Source organism: Parvibaculum indicum (assembly GCF_011762095.1).
In the GTDB taxonomy this organism is placed as follows: domain Bacteria; phylum Pseudomonadota; class Alphaproteobacteria; order Parvibaculales; family Parvibaculaceae; genus Parvibaculum; species Parvibaculum indicum.
The window spans coordinates 213,662-230,050 of record NZ_JAASQO010000007.1; the positions used below are offsets into that span (position 1 = coordinate 213,662).

Below are 16,389 nucleotides of genomic sequence, written 5' to 3' on the forward strand. Positions count from 1 at the left end.
ATGAGGGAGGATCTCATGACGGATACGGATTTCAGCGGCAAGACGGTGCTTGTCGTCGGCGGCTCCAGCGGCATCGGCAACGGCATTGCGCATGCCTTTCGGACACGCGGCGCGGAGGTGCATGTCTGGGGCACGCGCAAAAGCGCGGACGACTACAAGGGCGTGGAGGGCTCCGACATGACGGGGCTTCACTACGCGCATATGGATGTGTCCGACTTCGACGCCATCGAAGCCTATGCCCCGCCCTTCAAATCGCTCGACGTGCTGGTGCTGTGCCAGGGCACGGTCATCTACAAGAAGGGCGAGTTCAAGATGGACGGCTTCCAGAAGGTGATGGACGTCAATCTGAACAGCCTGATGGCCTGCGCGATCAAGTTCCATGACATGCTGGCCACCAGCAAAGGCTCGCTCATCACGATCAGCTCCACCGCCGCCTATCACGCGACGCGCGGCAACCCGGCCTATAACGCCTCCAAGACCGGCGCGGTGGGTCTCACGCGCACGCTGGCGCAGGCCTGGGCGAAGGACGGCATTCGCGTGAACGGCGTCGCGCCGGGCCTCGTCGACACGAAGCTCACCAAGGTGACGACGGACAATCCCGACCGCCTCAACGCCTCGCTGCAGGGCATTCCCATGCATCGCCTCGGCACGCCGTCGGACATGGCGGGCGTCACGCTTTTCCTCGCCTCGCCGCTGGCGGCCTATGTGCTCGGCCAGACCATTCCGGTCGATGGCGGGATCACGCTCTGAACTCAAAAATCAAAACACGACAAACAGGACGGCATCATGAATTTCGATCATACGGACAAGGTGAAGGAGCTGATCGCCAAGCTCGAAGCCTTCATGGACAAGCACATCTATCCGGCCGAGGAAGAACATTATGAGTGGGTGACGGACCCGGCCAATCTGTGGAAGCACTGGCCGGGCCTCGAAGCGCTGAAGGAGAAGGCCCGCGCGGAAGGCTTGTGGAACCTCTTCCTGCCGGAAGAATATGGCGATCTGAGCCCGGGGCTGACCAATCTGGAATATGCGCCGCTGGCCGAGATCATGGGCCGCGTGCCGTGGTCGTCGGAAGTCTTCAACTGCGCCGCGCCGGACACGGGCAATATGGAAGTGCTGGCGAAATACGGCAGCCCCGACCAGCAGAAGCGCTGGCTGCAGCCGCTGCTCGACGGCAAGATCCGCTCCGCCTATGTGATGACGGAACCGCAGGTCGCGTCCTCCGATGCGACCAATCTCGAGACCACCATCTTTCCCGATGGCGACGACTACGTCATCAACGGGCGCAAATGGTGGATCTCCGGCATCATGGACGAACGCTGCGAAGTGATGCTCGTCATGGGCAAGACGCTGATGGACAATCCGCGCCACCAGCAGCACTCCACCATCATCGTGCCGCGCGATACGCCGGGCTGGAAGATCGTGCGCAACCTGAAAGTGTTCGGATCCAAGAACTCGCCCGGCGGCGAAGCGGAACTGCTGTTCGAGAATTGCCGCGTGCCGAAGGAGAACCTCATTCTCGGCGAGGGGCGCGGCTTCGAGATTGCGCAAGGCCGCCTCGGCCCGGGGCGCATCCACCATTGCATGCGGTCCATCGGCCAGGCGCAGCGGGCGCTCGAAATCATGGCGCGGCGCGTGGAGAACCGCGTCGCCTTCGGCAAGAAGATCGCCGACCAGAGCAGCATCCGGCAGGATGTCGCCCGCTCCTTCTGCGAGATCGAGCAGGCCCGCCTGCTGACGCTGAAGGCCGCCGACAGCATGGACAAATACGGCAACAAGATCGCGAAGGACCTGATCGCCGCGATCAAGATCGTCGCGCCGCAAATGGCGCAGAACGTGACCGACCGCGCCATCCAGGCGCATGGCGGCATGGGCGTCAGCGACGATACGCCGATTGCCGGTTTCTTCACGCTGAACCGCTTCGTGCGCATCGCGGACGGGCCGGACGAGGTGCACATGTCGCAGCTCGGCAAGCAGAAGATCAAGGAATACAACGAGGCATGAGCCCGACGCGGGCGCTCCCGCCGGAGCGCCCGTTTCCATTTTGAGGGAAGGAGACGAGCATGGCGGTGCAAACGCCCGCCGGGCGCCTTGTCGAGGCGTTCGGCGATGTGGAGAAGATGTCGGCGCTTTATGCCGACGAGATCAACTGGAGCCTTTCGGCCTCGCTGCCCTATCCGCGCCCCATGACGGGACGCGAGGCGGTGATCGCCTTCAACCGCTCCGTCTGGGAGGATATCTATTTTCCCGACTGCACGGTCGAGATTCTGGACGAGCTGGGCGACGAGAAACTAAGCGCGGTGCGCTTCATCTATCGTGCGCGCTACCGCGACAGCGGATTGCCTTACGAAAACGAATATACGCTCTTTGTACGCGGCGGGCCGGACGGCATTTCCGAAGTCTTCGAAGCGCTCGACACGCTGGCGGTCTTCGACCAGATGCGTGGCGAGGAAAAAGGCACCGCCTTCGCCCGCGCCAGCGGTGCCTGAGCCATCACATCAAGGGAGGAAACGATGACGGAATTGAGCCGGTCGGTGAAAGGGCTGACGGTGCTGGTGACCGGCGCCGCAAGCGGCATGGGCCGCGCGACGGCGGAAGTCTTTGCCGCCGAGGACGCCAACGTGGCGGTGACGGATTACAATGGCGAGGGCGCGGCGAAAGTCGCGGAAGGCATCGCCGCGAAAGGCGGCAGTGCGAAAGCCTGGACCTTCGATGTCGGCAACAAGGACGAGATCGCGCGGGTCGTCGGCGAAGTGGCCGACCATTTCGGCGGGATCGATGCGGTGGTGAACAATGCCGGGATCGCGGGCTTCCTGCCCATCGACGACGAGGGCTATGACGCGCTTTTCGAGCGGATGCTGACTGTGTGCCTGACGGCGCATCAGCGCATCATCCGGGCGGCGCTGCCTCACCTGCGGAAATCCTCCGCGCCGCGCATCGTGAACATCGCGTCGACCGAAGCACTCGGCGCGACGGCGCTGGACAGCCCCTATTCCGCCGCCAAGGCGGGCGTGACCGGGCTTACCCGCGCGCTGGCGGTGGAACTCGGCAAGGAAGGCATCACGGTCAATTGCATCTGCCCCGGCCCGATCTCCACCGGCATGACGGAAGCGATCCCGGACGATCAGAAGCAGGTCTATGCCAAGCGCCGCACGGCGATGCGCCGCTACGGCCTGCCGGAAGAGGTGGCGCATATGACGCTGAGCCTCTGCCTGCCAGCGGCCTCCTACATTACCGGCGTCACCATTCCGGTGGATGGCGGGCTTATGGCCAGAAACGCCTGAGCGCAATGCCTGAGCCCGGCGCAACATAAAAACAGGGCGGCGCGCCTATGAGCAAAACGCGCCGCCCGGCCCCCCAATCCGATCCGCTATTCGCGGGTGTAATGCGCCGGGATCTCCGGGTTCTCCCCGCCCTTGCGCCACAGCACGATCTCGTTGCCCCAGGGATCGCGGAAGGAATGGTTCAGACCGTTGAACTCCTTCCAGTAATGATCGCGCCAGAGGATTTCCGCGCCGCGCTTTTCCGCATCCGCCAGAATGCGCTCCGGGCTGTCGTCGTCGCTGACGAGGATCCAGAGGCGCGGCTTGCGACCCTCGCCCGCCACCATACGCGGCTCCACGCCATCCGGGTCGGGATGGGGGCGCGCATTGGCGGCATTATGGATACCGATATGGAAATTGCCGATCTGGCTTTCCGACCCGTCCGGGTTCAGGGCATTGCCGCCCGGCACCATGCGGTGGAAGACGCCATAGGGGCGGGGGTCGTTCTCCCAGCCGAACACATCGGCATAGAATGCGGCGCAGGCCGCCGGGTCGTCGGAGGAAAGGTCAAAAAAGATAAGCGTATTGGGATAAGGCAAGGTCGGCGTCCCCGTCGTCAAAACAAGCAAGCGCCGTCATGACGCTTTCACGGGAGTCTCGCCGCCCTCGCCGATTATTGTCTTGTCCCAAAACGCCCTATTGCTGGACGCGCTTTTGCGGAGGGCTACGCCTCAGGCGACTTCCACGCCCGGCATGGGGCCCGAGGTCCAGCCGAGGATACGCGGCTCGCCGTCGCCCTTCATCCAGTCCGACGCCTGTTTGACCAGGGCCACCGCCTCTTCCTGGCCGAAGGCGGCAAGCGCGTGCTCCCGCGAGGGCGCGAGGACGAGACAGATGTCGAGGGACTGGTCCGTTTCTTCGTGCTTCAGATGCAACTCATACAGTTTCATGAGAGTCATGATCCTCTCCCTGTTTTCTTCTTACTTTTTCAAAGTTCGAAAGGAGTTGCCGAGGGCGTCTTCCGACGTCCTATCGTAGAAAGAGGCTAGACGCTTTTCCATGCAGTTTTATGAATTCGGTTAGTATTATGGATCCTTTACGGAATAATTTTTCGCCATGTCGTGCTGCAATGCAGAATCCACCCAATAACAGCGTATTCACTTTGGAACACCCAAAGTAATGGGTCCCTGCATTTTGATTTGAATCAAATGTTCATAACCCAGTGAGACAGCGCATCACATCCGTATCTTCGAGTTGACGAAAATCGCCGCAGAACTGGCCCACCGCTTGTCAGGATGAGGTGCGCGGCCGCGGCCTTATGAGATATCTGCCATAAACAATGGCGAAACCGAGAAAGGCGGCGGTCCAGAAAACGCCCGACACTTCGAAGAAACGCAGCATGAAAGCGGGCCAGAGCGATGCCGCAATGCGAAAGAAAGCTGCGATAAAAAGCGCGGCGTAGATGAGGCAGGTCGCGCGGTCTGCCATAAGCGTCCTGCCCGTGTGACCGAGTGTCGCCCGCGTCATGACGGCCACGGTCATGGTGCCGATGGCGCCCGCGGCGAAGGCATGGATTGCGGCCGCCGGCGGCAGCAGGGCCGGCCAGACAACACTGCCGGCCAGAAGCGCGAAGCCGAGCGGCAACCAGAGATAGGCAGCGTGGAGGACGAGGACGAGCGGTTCGGGCCCCGTGCGCCAGCCCTGCCAGCGCGACAGACGCACAAGTTGAAGAAGGGCCGCGAGCGCGGCAAGGATGGCAAGCATGGCGGAGGCCGGGGCAAGCACGAAGACCAACGCGGCAAGCCCGGTCGCGCCGAGCGCCAGACGGTCCACCGTACCGAAGCCTGCGGGCAGCGCGGCCGAACCGCGCTTCACCAGCCAGTTGCGCGTGAAGCTCGGCACGATGCGCCCGCCGATGAGCGAGATGAGCATGACCATGACGCCGAGGCCGAGCCGCGCGCCCGCGCCGCCGAACCGGCCGGAAAGCGACGTCCACCCGGCGGCCTCCAGATGCATCAGCGCATTGCCGAGCGTCAGAGCGAGCAAGGCGGCGACCATGGGGAGATTGCGCCAATTGCGGCCCGAGACGATCTCGCGCAGCACGATGGCGACAAAGACAAGCGGGAAAGCAAGATCGACAAGCGCGGCGGGCAGGGCGCCGATATATGCGGAGGACGACACCGCCACGCGGCCCGCCAGCCACAGGCATACCAGCCCCGCCAGAGGCAGGCCCTGAAGCGGCATGCGGCCAGTCCAGTTGGGGATCGCCGTCAGCAGGAAGCCCGCGACCACGGCCATGACGAAGCCATAGAGCATTTCATGGGCATGCCAGCCTATCGGGCCGAAAAGCGTCGGCGGCAGGCCGCCCGCCAGCAGCATATGCAGCCAGCCCGACATGGCGATGGCGGCATAAAGCGCGGCAAACAGGAAAAAGGGACGGAAGCCCTGATCGAGGATCGCGGGGCCGGATTGCCGCCTGTAGCGGGGGATGGGGGTATGGCCGGGTTTTACCATCTGCCGCTCACCTTTCCCGTTCGGGAATGCAGGCGGCCACGACGTCGCGCTTCAGCGTTTCGGCATCGACGCCGTATTCGCGGGCCGCGTCATGGATCGTCATGAAGGGAGCGAGAAGGCAGCCGGGACATTTCATCCTGTAATCGATGAAGACACGGGCCGCCCAGGGCCAGCGCCGAAGCAGATCGGCGATCGTCGTGGTCGCAAAATCGACATCCAGCATTTCATCCTCCAGCGTTCAGCTACCGGAGAGACACTAGAGGAGATACAGGGAATCCCATTTGCGGGAGCGCAAATAAAGCTCATACAGGCTGTCATGCATGTTCGGCAATCTCCGCCAGGCGGTGCGGACGGCGGATGACGAGGTGGCTGGAGCGGCGGGACTCGACGATGCCCTCACTGTCCCAGGCAGAGAGCGTGCGACTGACCGTGTGCAAGGTGGTCGCGGTCATTTCGGCGAGATCCTGACGCGACAGCGCGAAGGGGATCTCGATGCCGTCTTCCACCTTGCGGCCGGACTGGTTGGCCAGGCGCAGGAGCGTCGCAGCGATGCGCTGTTCCACGCGCTGCGTGGCGACTTCCTGCAGGCGGCGCTGCAATTCCTCCACCCTGCCGCCGACGACATCGATGGCGTTGAGCGCGATGGGCGGGAAGCGGTTCATCAGCTCGGCGAAACGGCCGGCGCTCCAGCTCAGCGCGAGGCCGTCTTCCAGCGCGACGGGCGTCGCGGGAAAGGGAATGCGCCGGAGGACGGCGACAATGCCGATCATGTCGCCGGGGCCCATATGCCGCAGCACGACGTTCTGCCCCTCGGGCGTGACCTTGTCGAGCCGGATGCGGCCCCACCCCACCACAAACCCGTGCGTCGCGTCGTCGCCCTGCGAAAACAGCGTCTCGTCCCTTGAAAAGGGCTGTTCGCGCGCGGCTTCCGCGACGGCGGCGAGATCTTCCCGCTCCAGCCCGCGAAACAATCCGACCGAGCGCAGCAGTTCCGTACGGCTACCGATATCCATCCCTCTCGCTCGCCCCTCCGTAGGAATACGTATCCAAAAACCCGCCGGGAATTGTCGCAGCGCAAATCGCAAAGCGCCATCCCCTCCTAGGTTCCTTCCCGAACATCACCCCAAGCGTCAAGGAGAACGCAAATGAAGACGTTCAAAGAAGCGCTCGCGAGCACTGCAAGCGCCGTTGCCATCGCAACCGCGCTGACCCTTGGCGCCGGCCTCGCTATCGCCTATCCGGCTTTCGCCGCCGACGCCGATGCCCCCGCCAAACCGGAAAGCATTTCGCTCGATCCGACCGATCTGCCCGCGCCCATCACGCGGAACCATCCGGCCACGGTGAAGGTCGTGCTCGACACGATCGAGAAGGAAGGGACGCTCGCCAACGGGACCAGCTTTCGCTACTGGACCTTCAACGGCCATGTGCCCGGCCCCTTCGTGCGCGCCAGAGTGGGCGATACGATCGACGTCACGCTCAAGAACGACAAGAACAGCATGCTGATGCATTCGGTCGACATGCATGCGGTGACAGGCCCCGGTGGCGGCGCGGTCGCGACACAGACGGCGCCGGGCGAGGAAAACCATTTCAGCTTCAAGGCGATGAAGCCTGGCCTTTATGTCTACCACTGCGCGACGCCGATGGTGGCCGACCACATCCAGGCGGGCATGTACGGGCTCGTTCTCGTACAGCCGAAAGACGGCCTGCCGAAGGTGGACAAGGAACTCTACGTCATGCAGGGCGAGGTCTATACGGACGCCAAATACGGCACGACCGGAGAGGCATACACCGATTACGACAAGCTCCTCGACGAGAAGCCGGAATATTACGTCTTCAACGGCGCAGTCGGTTCTCTTAGCGGAGAGCATGCCATCAAGGCCCATACGGGCGAGACAGTACGCATCTTCTTCGGCGTGGGCGGCCCGAACAAGACGTCGAGCTTCCACATCATCGGCGAGATCATGGACAAGGTCTATTCCTACGGCTCGCTGAAAAGCCTGGCCACCGAGGACGTGCAGACCGTGACCGTGGCGCCCGGCGGGACGACGGTCGCCGAAGTGACCTTCGACGTGCCCGGCGAATACCTGATCGTGGATCATGCGCTCTCCCGTCTCGAACGGGGGCTCGTCGCCCAGATCGTGGTGGACGGCCCGGCCAAGAGCGCGATCTTCGATACGGGCCGGAAAGATGTGAGTCTGGCGGACTGACCGCCGTATGCAAGATGAGGGCGGACAGAGCATGTCCGCCCTTCTCCCCTCCCCGACCCAATCTCCCCAAGTTCAAGGAACGGACAGATGAAACTCCATATGCATATCGCGCTCGCAGTGCTCGGCCTGAGCCTCGCGCTGCCGGCACTGCCCGCCCGCGCGGCGGACCATGAAGTCAAAATGCTCAATCGCAGCGAGAGCGGCATGATGGTCTTCGAGCCCGCCTATCTCGACATCGCACCCGGCGACAGCGTGACCTTCGTCTCCACCGACCCCGGGCACAACGCCCAGAGCATCAAGGGCATGGTTCCGGAAGGCGCAAAACCTTTCCAGGGCCAGATGAGCAAGTCGCTCACCGTGACCTTCGAGAAGGAAGGCATCTACGGCTACAAATGCATGCCGCACTACCCGATGGGCATGGTGGGCGTAATCCATGTCGGCAAGGGCGCACCCAATCTCGCCGCGGCGGAAAAGGTGAAACAACCCGGCATGGCGAAAGCGAGGATGGCAAAGCTTCTGAAGCAGGCCGAAACGGAACTCGCCGCCGCCAAGTAAATTGCGTTCATGGATGGCCCGGTAGCGGGTGGAACAGCGCAGGGGAGAAGCACGGTGCTTCTCCCCGTTTTTCTGCCGTCCTTGTGCCCGATTGCGGGCAGCTCACTTTCTAATGGTTTACATTAAATTCGGAGCGAACTAGCCTTTCTCCAAAAGCCGTTGATGAGGAGGAGGCGACAATGAGCTACCGGCATCCCGCGGAACCGGATTTCGAAGGCGAGATCGGCAAGACGGTTCAGGACTCGCAACCGGCCTGGCCGGCGGCCTCGTCCGCCATCGGCAAGCCCAGTGTGGTGATGATCGTGCTCGACGATACGGGCTTTGCGCATCTGGGCTGCTATGGCTCCACCATCGCGACGCCGAATATCGACCGGCTGGCGGGCGAAGGGCTGAAATTCACCGGCTTCCACACGACCGCTTTGTGTTCGTCTTCCCGCGCCTGCCTGCTGACGGGGCGCAACCACCATGCCGTCGGCATGCGCGCGGTCTCCAACATGGATACGGGCTATCCGAACATGCGCGGGGCGGTGACGAAATCCGCCGCGACCATTGCCGAGATATTGCGTGAGGACGGCTTCACCACCTTTGCGACCGGCAAATGGCATCTGGCGCCCATGGCCGAATGCACGGCGGCGGGGCCTTATCGCAACTGGCCGCTGCAACGCGGCTTCGACCGCTATTACGGCTTCCTGCAGGGCGAGACGGACCAGTTCCACCCCGAACTCACCCATGACAATCACTTCATCGACCAGCCCGCTTCGCCGGAAGAAGGTTATCACGTGTCGGAAGACATTGTGGACAAGTCCATCTCCTTCATCCGCGATACGGTGTCGGTAGTGCCGGAGCGGCCCTTCTTCCTCTATCTCGCTTTCGGCGCGATGCATGCGCCGCATCAGGCGCCCGACGAGTATCTCGAGAAATATCGCGGCAAGTTCGACGAGGGCTGGGACGTGGCGCGCGAACAATGGTTCGCGCGGCAGAAGCAGATGGGCGTCATCCCGGAAAACACGGCGCTCGCACCGCGCAATCCCGGCGTGAAACCGTGGAACGACCTCAGCGAAAATGAAAAGCGCTTCGCCGCGCGGCTGCAGGAAGCCTTTGCGGCCATGCTCGACCATACGGACCAGCAGATCGGCCGGCTGATGGCGGCGCTGGAAGAACTCGGCCTCGACGAGAACACGATCTTCCTGCTCGTTTCCGACAATGGCGCGAGCCAGGAAGGCGGGCCGACCGGCGTTTTCGACGAGATGAAATATTTCAACATGATGCCGGAGGATGTCGATAAGGCCGTGGCGCGGCTCGACGATATCGGCACACTCAACAGCCACAGCAATATTCCCTGGGGCTGGGCGCAGGCCGGCAATACGCCGCTTAAATGGTACAAGCAGAATACGCATGGCGGCGGCGTGCGCGATCCGCTGATCGTGCGCTGGCCTGCAAAGCTGGGCAAGACGGGCGAGACCCGCCGCCAGTTCTGCCATGCCATCGACATTGCGCCGACGCTGATGGACCTTCTCGATATCGAGCCGCCGGAGACGGTGGCGGGCGTACCGCAAATGCCGATCCACGGGGCGAGCCTCAAGGAGATCCTGTTCGACGGTTCCGCCGCACCGTCCCGTTCCACGCAATATTTCGAGATGGGCGGCGACCGGGGCATCTGGGTCGACGGATGGAAGGCGGTGACGCATCACCAGCGCGGCGTGCCCTTCGAGGACGACAAGTGGGAGCTTTATCATCTCGATACGGATTTTTCCGAATATCGCGACCTGGCCGAGACCGAGCCCGCGCGGCTGAAAGAGATGGTGGAAGCCTGGTGGCGCGAAGCCGAGCAACACGGCGTGCTGCCGCTGGACGACCGGGGCGCGTTCGACCTCTTCCGCGCCTCGCGCCGCCCCGGCATGCCGACCTCGCGCAGCCGCTTCGTCTATTATCCGCCGCTTTCGCATATCGTGGCCGATGCCTGCCCGCCGGTGTTTCGCGGCTGGCGGATGACGGTTGCGCTCGACCATCCGAAGGGGAATGGCGACGGCGTGCTGGTGGCGCGCGGCAACATCAACAGCGGCTATGCGCTCTATATCGAGGGCGGCTATCTGCATTTCGACTATAACTGCTTCCACGACCACACACTGGTGAGGTCCACCGCGCCAGTGCCGGACGGTGTGCATGACGTCACGGCGGATATTGCGCGCGGGGCGGATGGCGGCGGCGTTGTCAGCCTGCGTTACGACGGCGAGGAGGTCGGAAGCGGCGCGATCCCGCAAATGCTCTTCATGATTTCCAGCATCGGCATGGATTTCTGCCGCAGCACCGCGCCGGTGAGCCATGCCTATTCGGCGCCTTTCGCCTATCCGGGCCGTATCTCCCGCGTGATATTCGACCTGCCGCCGCGAAAGCGCGACAGGGAGGACCGGGAGGCCGCCGACAAGGCCGACGAGGCGCAGGTGCGCGCCGCGCTTTCCCGCCAGTAGCGGCAGCCTTTCCGCCTCTCGGAGAAGCGGCGCACCCTAAACGAAAAAGCCCCTCGCCTTTCGGCGAGGGGCTTTGCGTTCGTTGCCTTATCCCGCGGCTCAGTTGCGCTTCGGGATCACCACCTTCATGGACTCATAGCCCTTCACGAAGGTCGAATAGACGCGCCTGGGCTCTTCCACCAGAACGACTTCCGGGAAGCGCTTCAGGATTTCTTCCCAGATGATGGTGAGCTGCAGCTCGGCGAGGCGATTGCCCACGCAACGGTGGATGCCGAAGCCGAAAGAGATGTGCTGGCGCGGACGCTCGCGGTCAATGATGTAGGCGTTCGGGTTCTCGATCACTTCATCGTCGCGATTGCCCGAGACGTACCACATGACGACCTTGTCGCCTTCGCGGATCTTCTTGCCCTTGAAGTCGATGTCCTGGTTCGCCGTGCGGCGCATATGGGCGAGCGGCGTCTGCCAGCGGATCGTCTCCGACACCATGGAGGGGATCAGCTCCGGGTTTTCGCGCAGCTTCTTGTACTGGTCCGGGTTCTTGTTGAGCGCGTAAATCGAGCCGGAGATGGTGTTGCGGGTGGTGTCGTTGCCGCCCACCGTCAGAAGCACCACATTGCCGAAATATTCGCGCGGCTCCATGTTCCGCGTTTCGGGATGATGCGCGAGCATGGAGATGAGGTCGGCATGCGGCTCCGCATTGACCTTGCTGTTCCACAGCTCCGTGAAATAGGCGTGGTAATCCTGGAAGATCTCGAGCTTCTGATCCAGGGTTTCCACCAGACCGCCCGGCATGGGCGCGGCGGTCACGACATCCGACCAGTAGGTGATCTTGCGGCGATCTTCCTGCGGCGCATCGAAGAGCGTGGCGAGCGTCATCGCCGTCAGTTCCTTGGAAACGAGATCGACCCAGTCGAACTCCTCGCCGATGGGCAGGCCGTCCAGAATGCCCGCCGCGCGCTCGCGGATCTGCGGCGCCATCTCGGCCAGCGCATTGGGCGCCACGGCCGGGCTCACGGCCTTGCGCTGCACGTCGTGCTTGGGCGGGTCCATGGCGATGAACATGGGCAGCGGGTCGAAATTCGCCTGGCCGCCGCCAATGGTGATACCGCCCTTCATGAAGTCGGACGAGAACACCTGGTGGTTCGTATCGACGGCCACGATGTCGTGGTATTTCGTGATCGACCAGTAGGGACCGAACTCGCTTTCGGCCGTGTAATGCACCGGGTCTTCCTTACGCAGGCGCTCGAAATAGGGCCACATCGCATCGGCCTGGAAAAGGGCCGGCTGGGCCGGGTCCAGCGCCTCGAGAGGCTGGGAATAGGCGGCGTCGTGCGCCTCGTCCTTGTCAAGCAGTGCCACGCTCATCTCAATCTCCCTAAGCCATTGATCTGGCAAAGTAATTCCGGCGACTTTCCGGCAGCGCAGAACGCCCCGGACCGCCTGTTCTCGCGTTTGATCGTCAATAAGACGCCTTCGAACAGCGTTCGGCAATCCCGCGGGGGCCCCGGGGGTTTTCCTCAATCGGGGTGGTTGATGAGATAGGAGGCGCCGGCGAAGATCCTTTCGGCGACGTCCGGGGGCAGCTTGCCGTCGGGATAGGAGGACATGATGGCGGCGATACCGCGCCCCAGCGCCCAGAGGGCGAAGGCGGCATTCGCGCGATGTTCCGCCGGCATCCGCTCGTCGGCCTCGACCGCCGCCTGATAGGCCAGGAACGTGTCGTATTCCGCTTCGCGCAGCGCTTCGTGCCGGGCCATCAGGCGCTCGGAGAACATGAGCGAAAACAAGGCCGGATGCGTCTCGGCGAAATCGAAGAACGCGCGCGCGCTGGCTTGCATCGCATTGTCGTATTCGGGGCTTGTCTGGAATCGGACGATCTGACGGCGCAGGTCGCGAAAGCCCATCAGCGCCAGATTGAGCAGAAGCTCGTCCTTGTTCGCGAAATAATGATAGATGGAGGTCGTGCCGATGCCGGCGCTTTCGGCGATGGCCCTCAGGCTCATCTTTTCGGGTCCGCGCGTCGCCAGAATATGCGAGGCCGCCGACAGGGCCCGGGCCCTGACGCCGCCAACTTCCAGCGATGTGACATCGGCTCCCGACCTCATGCCTGCGCGATCCTCCCGACGCCGGGGCGGCTTGATCTATCCCGGCCGTAATTCCCCCTGCGGGGGGCGTCCATCACTTTTTTCATTTTAGCATGTAGGAAAGCCGGACCAACTTGTCACGCTCTTGCCGGCAACTTGTCCGGAACCGTGCGGAAAACGGGAGAAAACGGGGCGCGTCGAAGATCGAAGCCGGCGAAACGACCGGCCCGGTCACGGCTCGATCGCCGCCCGCACCGCTTCCGCCGTCCGCTCGAGAACGCGCTCGCGATCGCATTCGGCGGTTTCCAGCAGCATCTCCACGGCGGCGTAGCCGATTTCGACCGACAGCCGGCAACGGTCATAGGCGTCGGCGCGCGGCACCTCCGGAAAGGCTTCCAGGAACCGTCCGGTGAGGATTTCGGCCACATAGGCATGGGAGGCAAGACGGATGGGCCGCAAAGAGGGGATCGCCCGGAGCGACACCATCAGCGCATAGCCGCCCTCGAATGTCTCGGTGATCTCCAGGGTCCGGCGGAGCAGATCCCTGCTGAGCCGCGCCAGCTCGCCGGGCGCTTCGGGCATATCGGCGGCCGCCGTTTCGAGCGCCGCGTTCTGCGCTTCCATCAGCTCCCGTCCGAGCACGGCCAGAATGGCATGCTTGTCCTCGAAATAGCGATAGAAGGTCGGCGCCGTCAGACCGGCGCGTTCGACGATGGCATTGGAATTGAGCGCTTCCAGCCCTTCTTCGGCGAGGATTTGCTGCGCGGCGCCCAGCAGGCTGCGATAGGTCGCCTTGGCGCGGCGCTGGCGCGGTTCGACGACCGGCCTTTCCGACAGGCTTTCGGGCACGGAAATTTCTTTCATACCGACAACTTAAGCGATCGCCGGGCGTGCCGCAAAAGGCACGCGGGGAAACGGCCGATGACCGATCACAGGGATTTGCATTGCCTTTGCGCGGCCGAAGCCCCAATTACTACACACGAAATTCCGGGAAGGAGAATTTTACATGTCAGAGAGTGAATACACGCCGCCGAAAGTCTGGACCTGGGAGAAGGACAAGAACGAGAACCGCTTCTCCAACATCAACCGGCCGATCTCCGGCCCGACGCATGACAAGGAACTGCCGGTCGGCAAGCATCCCTTCCAGCTCTATTCGCTGGCGACGCCCAATGGCGTGAAGGTGACGGTGATGCTGGAAGAGCTGCTGGAAGCCGGTCACAAGGGCGCGGAATACGACGCCTGGCTCATCAATATCGGCGAAGGCAACCAGTTCGGCTCGGATTTCGTGGCGATCAATCCGAACTCGAAAATCCCCGCCCTGATGGATCGCAGCACCGACAAGCCGACGCGGATTTTCGAAAGCGGAGCGATCCTGCTCTATCTCGCCGAGAAGTTCGGCGGCGCCTTCGTGCCCAAGGATCTCGCGGCGCGGGCGGAATGCTATTCCTGGCTGATGTGGCAGATGGGATCGGCCCCCTATCTCGGCGGCGGCTTCGGGCACTTCTATGCCTATGCGCCGGTGAAGATCGAATATGCCATCGACCGCTTCGCCATGGAGGTGAAGCGCCAGCTCGACGTGCTGGACCGTCAGCTTGCCGACAATGAATATATCGCCGGGCCGGATTACACGATTGCCGATATGGCGATCTGGCCCTGGTATGGCGCGCTCGCCAAGGGGCTGCTTTACGAGGCCGGCGAATTCCTGAGCGTGCAGGAGTACAAGCACGTCAATCGCTGGACGGAACAGATCTCGGAACGGCCCGCGGTGAAGCGGGGCCGCATGGTCAACCGCGTCTGGGGCGAGCCCGAGAGCCAGCTTCCCGAACGCCATGACGCAAGCGATTTCGACAAGGCGAAATAATCGAAACCGTCAGGGCGGCGCGACCGGCTGTCAAACGAGCAGTAGCCAGGTCTGCGCCAGTCTCGCCGCCTTCCCGTCCTCGATGCCTGCGAGAGCCTTTCGCGCCTCGGCTTTCCTGCCGGTGGCAAGATAGGCCTGCGCCAGATGCAGGCGCGCGAGACCGGCGTCCGGGAAGGAAGCCGCCAGCGCCGATTTGTAGAGGGCAATCGCCTTGTCATATTGGCCGTAGGTGGCATAAGCCTCGCCGAGCGCCGCCTTGCCCTTCGGCGTCGGGGCGTCCTTTGCCAGCGTCTGCCTGTCCTCTGCTGCGAGCTTCTTGGCCATGTTGAGCAGGCGCAATTCGCGGTTCTTGTCCTTGCCGCCGAGAACGCCCTTCTCGAAGCCTTCCTCCATCAGCCGCTTCGCCTCGCCCGGCAGGCCGAGCTGAATGGCGATCTGGGCCGCCTCCATGTAGCGGCGAGAGCTATCCATATAGCCTTTTGCGAGAAGGACGCGGTCGAGTTCCAGCGTCATGCGGTCGGAGGTGCCGAGCGCGCGCTGCATATCCGCCAGATATTGCTTCCAGTAGACGGGGGACGGCGCATATTTGACGAGCTTTATGAGCGCCGCCTCGCGCATCGCCTTGTCGCCGGCCTGCTGAGCACTCGCCATCTGGATCTGCAGCCAGGACTCTTCCGGTGCCTTGCCGGACTTTTCAGCCGCGGCCACCAGCGCGGCGGCGGATTTCGCGGCGCCCGAATAATCCTTACGCAGATAATCGCTCTGCATCGCGAGAACCTGCATGTTCCGGTTCGGGCCGAAGCTCTTGTTGTATTGCGTCGCGAAGGACGCGGCCTTGTCGTACATCTTGCCGCGATAGGCCATGTCGGCCAGCGCCTGAAGCCGCTTGGGCTTTTGCGAGGCAGCGACATGAGGTGAGGCATAGGAGGTTTCATAGGCCTTCACCGCCGAGGCGTAGTCGCCGAGACGGGCGGAGAGATAGCCCATGAAGTCGTTCACGACGAAGCTCTCATAATCCGTCTGCTTCTTGACGGCGGCGGCCTCGCGCGTCTTTTTCAATGCAGCGGCATATTTGCCGGCCTTGGCGAGTTTCTGCGCGGCCTGAAGCGGCTTGCCGACTTCCGCCGACATGGTTTCGGCGGCCTGCGCGGCGGCGGGCGCCATGACCGCCGCCGCGATGCCGAGCGGCAGAACCGCCGCCAGAAAAAGGGCGCGGGCGAATTTGAAGATGTCGAATGTACTCACGTTACTCATGGGAAACCGTATCCCTCACTCCATATATTGTTCGTTACCGACGAAGCCTATTTTAGTGACGCCGAGGCGCTGGGCTGCGGAGAGGACCTTGGCGACATAGTCGTATTTGACGAGGCGGTTGGGCCTGAGATGGACTTCCGGCTGCGGCTGCATGCCGGCGATGTCGACGAACCGGTCCTCGAG

The 16,389-nt window shown here is 63.0% G+C and carries 17 protein-coding genes; 8 read left to right on the plus strand and 9 right to left on the minus strand.

Features of this window, described 5'->3' with window-relative positions:
• The first annotated feature begins 15 nt into the window (after positions 1-15).
• The 4 genes from FHS78_RS10805 to FHS78_RS10820 are packed head-to-tail and all read left to right on the plus strand — an operon-like array spanning position 16 to position 3,284.
• Positions 16-750 (plus strand): SDR family NAD(P)-dependent oxidoreductase, encoded by a 735-nt coding sequence (locus tag FHS78_RS10805; RefSeq protein ID WP_167094066.1) that lies wholly within the window; start codon positions 16-18, stop codon positions 748-750.
• 36 nt (positions 751-786) lie between these two features.
• Entirely contained in the window at positions 787-2,004 is a 1,218-nt protein-coding gene (locus FHS78_RS10810) for an acyl-CoA dehydrogenase family protein (protein ID WP_167094068.1), read from the plus strand.
• A 59-nt stretch (positions 2,005-2,063) separates the two neighbouring features.
• Positions 2,064-2,489, plus strand: coding sequence for a nuclear transport factor 2 family protein (locus FHS78_RS10815; RefSeq protein WP_167094070.1), 426 nt, complete (start codon positions 2,064-2,066; stop codon positions 2,487-2,489).
• Positions 2,490-2,513: 24 nt separating this feature from the next.
• Positions 2,514-3,284, plus strand: a complete 771-nt coding sequence (locus FHS78_RS10820) for an SDR family NAD(P)-dependent oxidoreductase (RefSeq protein ID WP_167094072.1) — start codon at positions 2,514-2,516, stop codon at positions 3,282-3,284.
• A gap of 86 nt (positions 3,285-3,370) precedes the next feature.
• On the opposite strand, the gene FHS78_RS10825 is transcribed toward FHS78_RS10820, so the two are convergent.
• From FHS78_RS10825 to FHS78_RS10845, 5 genes are all read right to left on the minus strand, one after another.
• Positions 3,371-3,862, minus strand: a complete 492-nt coding sequence (locus FHS78_RS10825; protein WP_167094074.1) for a VOC family protein — start codon at positions 3,860-3,862, stop codon at positions 3,371-3,373.
• A 132-nt stretch (positions 3,863-3,994) separates the two neighbouring features.
• Positions 3,995-4,222, minus strand: coding sequence for a hypothetical protein (locus FHS78_RS10830; protein WP_167094076.1), 228 nt, complete (start codon positions 4,220-4,222; stop codon positions 3,995-3,997).
• Between the two features lie 331 nt (positions 4,223-4,553).
• The gene (locus tag FHS78_RS10835) at positions 4,554-5,777 is read right to left on the minus strand and encodes an NnrS family protein (RefSeq protein WP_167094078.1); all 1,224 of its coding nucleotides are present in this window, start codon (positions 5,775-5,777) and stop codon (positions 4,554-4,556) included.
• A 7-nt stretch (positions 5,778-5,784) separates the two neighbouring features.
• A complete protein-coding gene (locus tag FHS78_RS10840; RefSeq protein ID WP_167094080.1) occupies positions 5,785-6,000 on the minus strand; it encodes a DUF1858 domain-containing protein in 216 nt (71 codons plus the stop codon).
• 91 nt (positions 6,001-6,091) lie between these two features.
• On the minus strand, positions 6,092-6,790 hold the full coding sequence (locus FHS78_RS10845; RefSeq protein WP_167094082.1) for a Crp/Fnr family transcriptional regulator: 699 nt from the start codon (positions 6,788-6,790) through the stop codon (positions 6,092-6,094).
• A 132-nt stretch (positions 6,791-6,922) separates the two neighbouring features.
• Here FHS78_RS10845 and nirK point away from each other — a divergent pair, with 132 nt between their 5' ends.
• From nirK to FHS78_RS10860, 3 genes are all read left to right on the plus strand, one after another.
• Positions 6,923-7,984: a copper-containing nitrite reductase gene (gene nirK, locus FHS78_RS10850; RefSeq protein WP_167094084.1), complete on the plus strand. Its 1,062-nt coding sequence runs from the start codon at positions 6,923-6,925 to the stop codon at positions 7,982-7,984.
• A gap of 87 nt (positions 7,985-8,071) precedes the next feature.
• Positions 8,072-8,539, plus strand: coding sequence for a pseudoazurin (locus FHS78_RS10855; RefSeq protein WP_167094086.1), 468 nt, complete (start codon positions 8,072-8,074; stop codon positions 8,537-8,539).
• A 179-nt stretch (positions 8,540-8,718) separates the two neighbouring features.
• The gene (locus FHS78_RS10860; RefSeq protein WP_167094088.1) at positions 8,719-11,007 is read left to right on the plus strand and encodes an arylsulfatase; all 2,289 of its coding nucleotides are present in this window, start codon (positions 8,719-8,721) and stop codon (positions 11,005-11,007) included.
• 99 nt (positions 11,008-11,106) lie between these two features.
• On the opposite strand, the gene FHS78_RS10865 is transcribed toward FHS78_RS10860, so the two are convergent.
• The 3 genes from FHS78_RS10865 to FHS78_RS10875 all read right to left on the minus strand — a co-directional run bounded on the left by FHS78_RS10865 (position 11,107) and on the right by FHS78_RS10875 (position 13,955).
• A complete protein-coding gene (locus tag FHS78_RS10865) occupies positions 11,107-12,372 on the minus strand; it encodes a cytochrome P450 (protein ID WP_167094090.1) in 1,266 nt (421 codons plus the stop codon).
• Between the two features lie 152 nt (positions 12,373-12,524).
• Positions 12,525-13,112 carry a TetR/AcrR family transcriptional regulator gene (locus FHS78_RS10870; protein WP_167094092.1) on the minus strand — a complete coding sequence of 196 codons (588 nt, stop codon included), beginning with the start codon at positions 13,110-13,112 and terminating at the stop codon, positions 12,525-12,527.
• 210 nt (positions 13,113-13,322) lie between these two features.
• Positions 13,323-13,955: a TetR/AcrR family transcriptional regulator gene (locus tag FHS78_RS10875; protein WP_167094094.1), complete on the minus strand. Its 633-nt coding sequence runs from the start codon at positions 13,953-13,955 to the stop codon at positions 13,323-13,325.
• 142 nt (positions 13,956-14,097) lie between these two features.
• On the opposite strand from FHS78_RS10875, the gene yghU reads away from it, so the two are divergent.
• Complete coding sequence (gene yghU / locus FHS78_RS10880) at positions 14,098-14,952, plus strand: glutathione-dependent disulfide-bond oxidoreductase (RefSeq protein WP_167094096.1); 855 nt, start codon at positions 14,098-14,100, stop codon at positions 14,950-14,952.
• A 30-nt stretch (positions 14,953-14,982) separates the two neighbouring features.
• Here the strand turns inward: yghU and FHS78_RS10885 are convergent, their stop codons facing one another.
• A complete protein-coding gene (locus FHS78_RS10885) occupies positions 14,983-16,206 on the minus strand; it encodes a tetratricopeptide repeat protein (RefSeq protein WP_167094098.1) in 1,224 nt (407 codons plus the stop codon).
• Positions 16,207-16,389: the final 183 nt, after the last annotated feature.

Bases quoted from the DNA above. Each gene is read 5' to 3' on its own strand.
- FHS78_RS10830 (WP_167094076.1), bottom strand. From the start codon at position 4,222: ATGACTCTCATGAAACTGTATGAGTTGCATCTGAAGCACGAAGAAACG.
- FHS78_RS10805 (WP_167094066.1), top strand. From the start codon at position 16: ATGACGGATACGGATTTCAGCGGCAAGACGGTGCTTGTCGTCGGCGGC.
- FHS78_RS10870 (WP_167094092.1), bottom strand. From the start codon at position 13,112: ATGAGGTCGGGAGCCGATGTCACATCGCTGGAAGTTGGCGGCGTCAGG.
- FHS78_RS10885 (WP_167094098.1), bottom strand. From the start codon at position 16,206: ATGAGTAACGTGAGTACATTCGACATCTTCAAATTCGCCCGCGCCCTT.
- FHS78_RS10810 (WP_167094068.1), top strand. From the start codon at position 787: ATGAATTTCGATCATACGGACAAGGTGAAGGAGCTGATCGCCAAGCTC.
- FHS78_RS10835 (WP_167094078.1), bottom strand. From the start codon at position 5,777: ATGGTAAAACCCGGCCATACCCCCATCCCCCGCTACAGGCGGCAATCC.
- FHS78_RS10820 (WP_167094072.1), top strand. From the start codon at position 2,514: ATGACGGAATTGAGCCGGTCGGTGAAAGGGCTGACGGTGCTGGTGACC.
- FHS78_RS10865 (WP_167094090.1), bottom strand. From the start codon at position 12,372: ATGAGCGTGGCACTGCTTGACAAGGACGAGGCGCACGACGCCGCCTAT.
- FHS78_RS10860 (WP_167094088.1), top strand. From the start codon at position 8,719: ATGAGCTACCGGCATCCCGCGGAACCGGATTTCGAAGGCGAGATCGGC.
- FHS78_RS10815 (WP_167094070.1), top strand. From the start codon at position 2,064: ATGGCGGTGCAAACGCCCGCCGGGCGCCTTGTCGAGGCGTTCGGCGAT.
- FHS78_RS10840 (WP_167094080.1), bottom strand. From the start codon at position 6,000: ATGCTGGATGTCGATTTTGCGACCACGACGATCGCCGATCTGCTTCGG.
- yghU (WP_167094096.1), top strand. From the start codon at position 14,098: ATGTCAGAGAGTGAATACACGCCGCCGAAAGTCTGGACCTGGGAGAAG.
- FHS78_RS10845 (WP_167094082.1), bottom strand. From the start codon at position 6,790: ATGGATATCGGTAGCCGTACGGAACTGCTGCGCTCGGTCGGATTGTTT.
- FHS78_RS10855 (WP_167094086.1), top strand. From the start codon at position 8,072: ATGAAACTCCATATGCATATCGCGCTCGCAGTGCTCGGCCTGAGCCTC.
- nirK (WP_167094084.1), top strand. From the start codon at position 6,923: ATGAAGACGTTCAAAGAAGCGCTCGCGAGCACTGCAAGCGCCGTTGCC.
- FHS78_RS10875 (WP_167094094.1), bottom strand. From the start codon at position 13,955: ATGAAAGAAATTTCCGTGCCCGAAAGCCTGTCGGAAAGGCCGGTCGTC.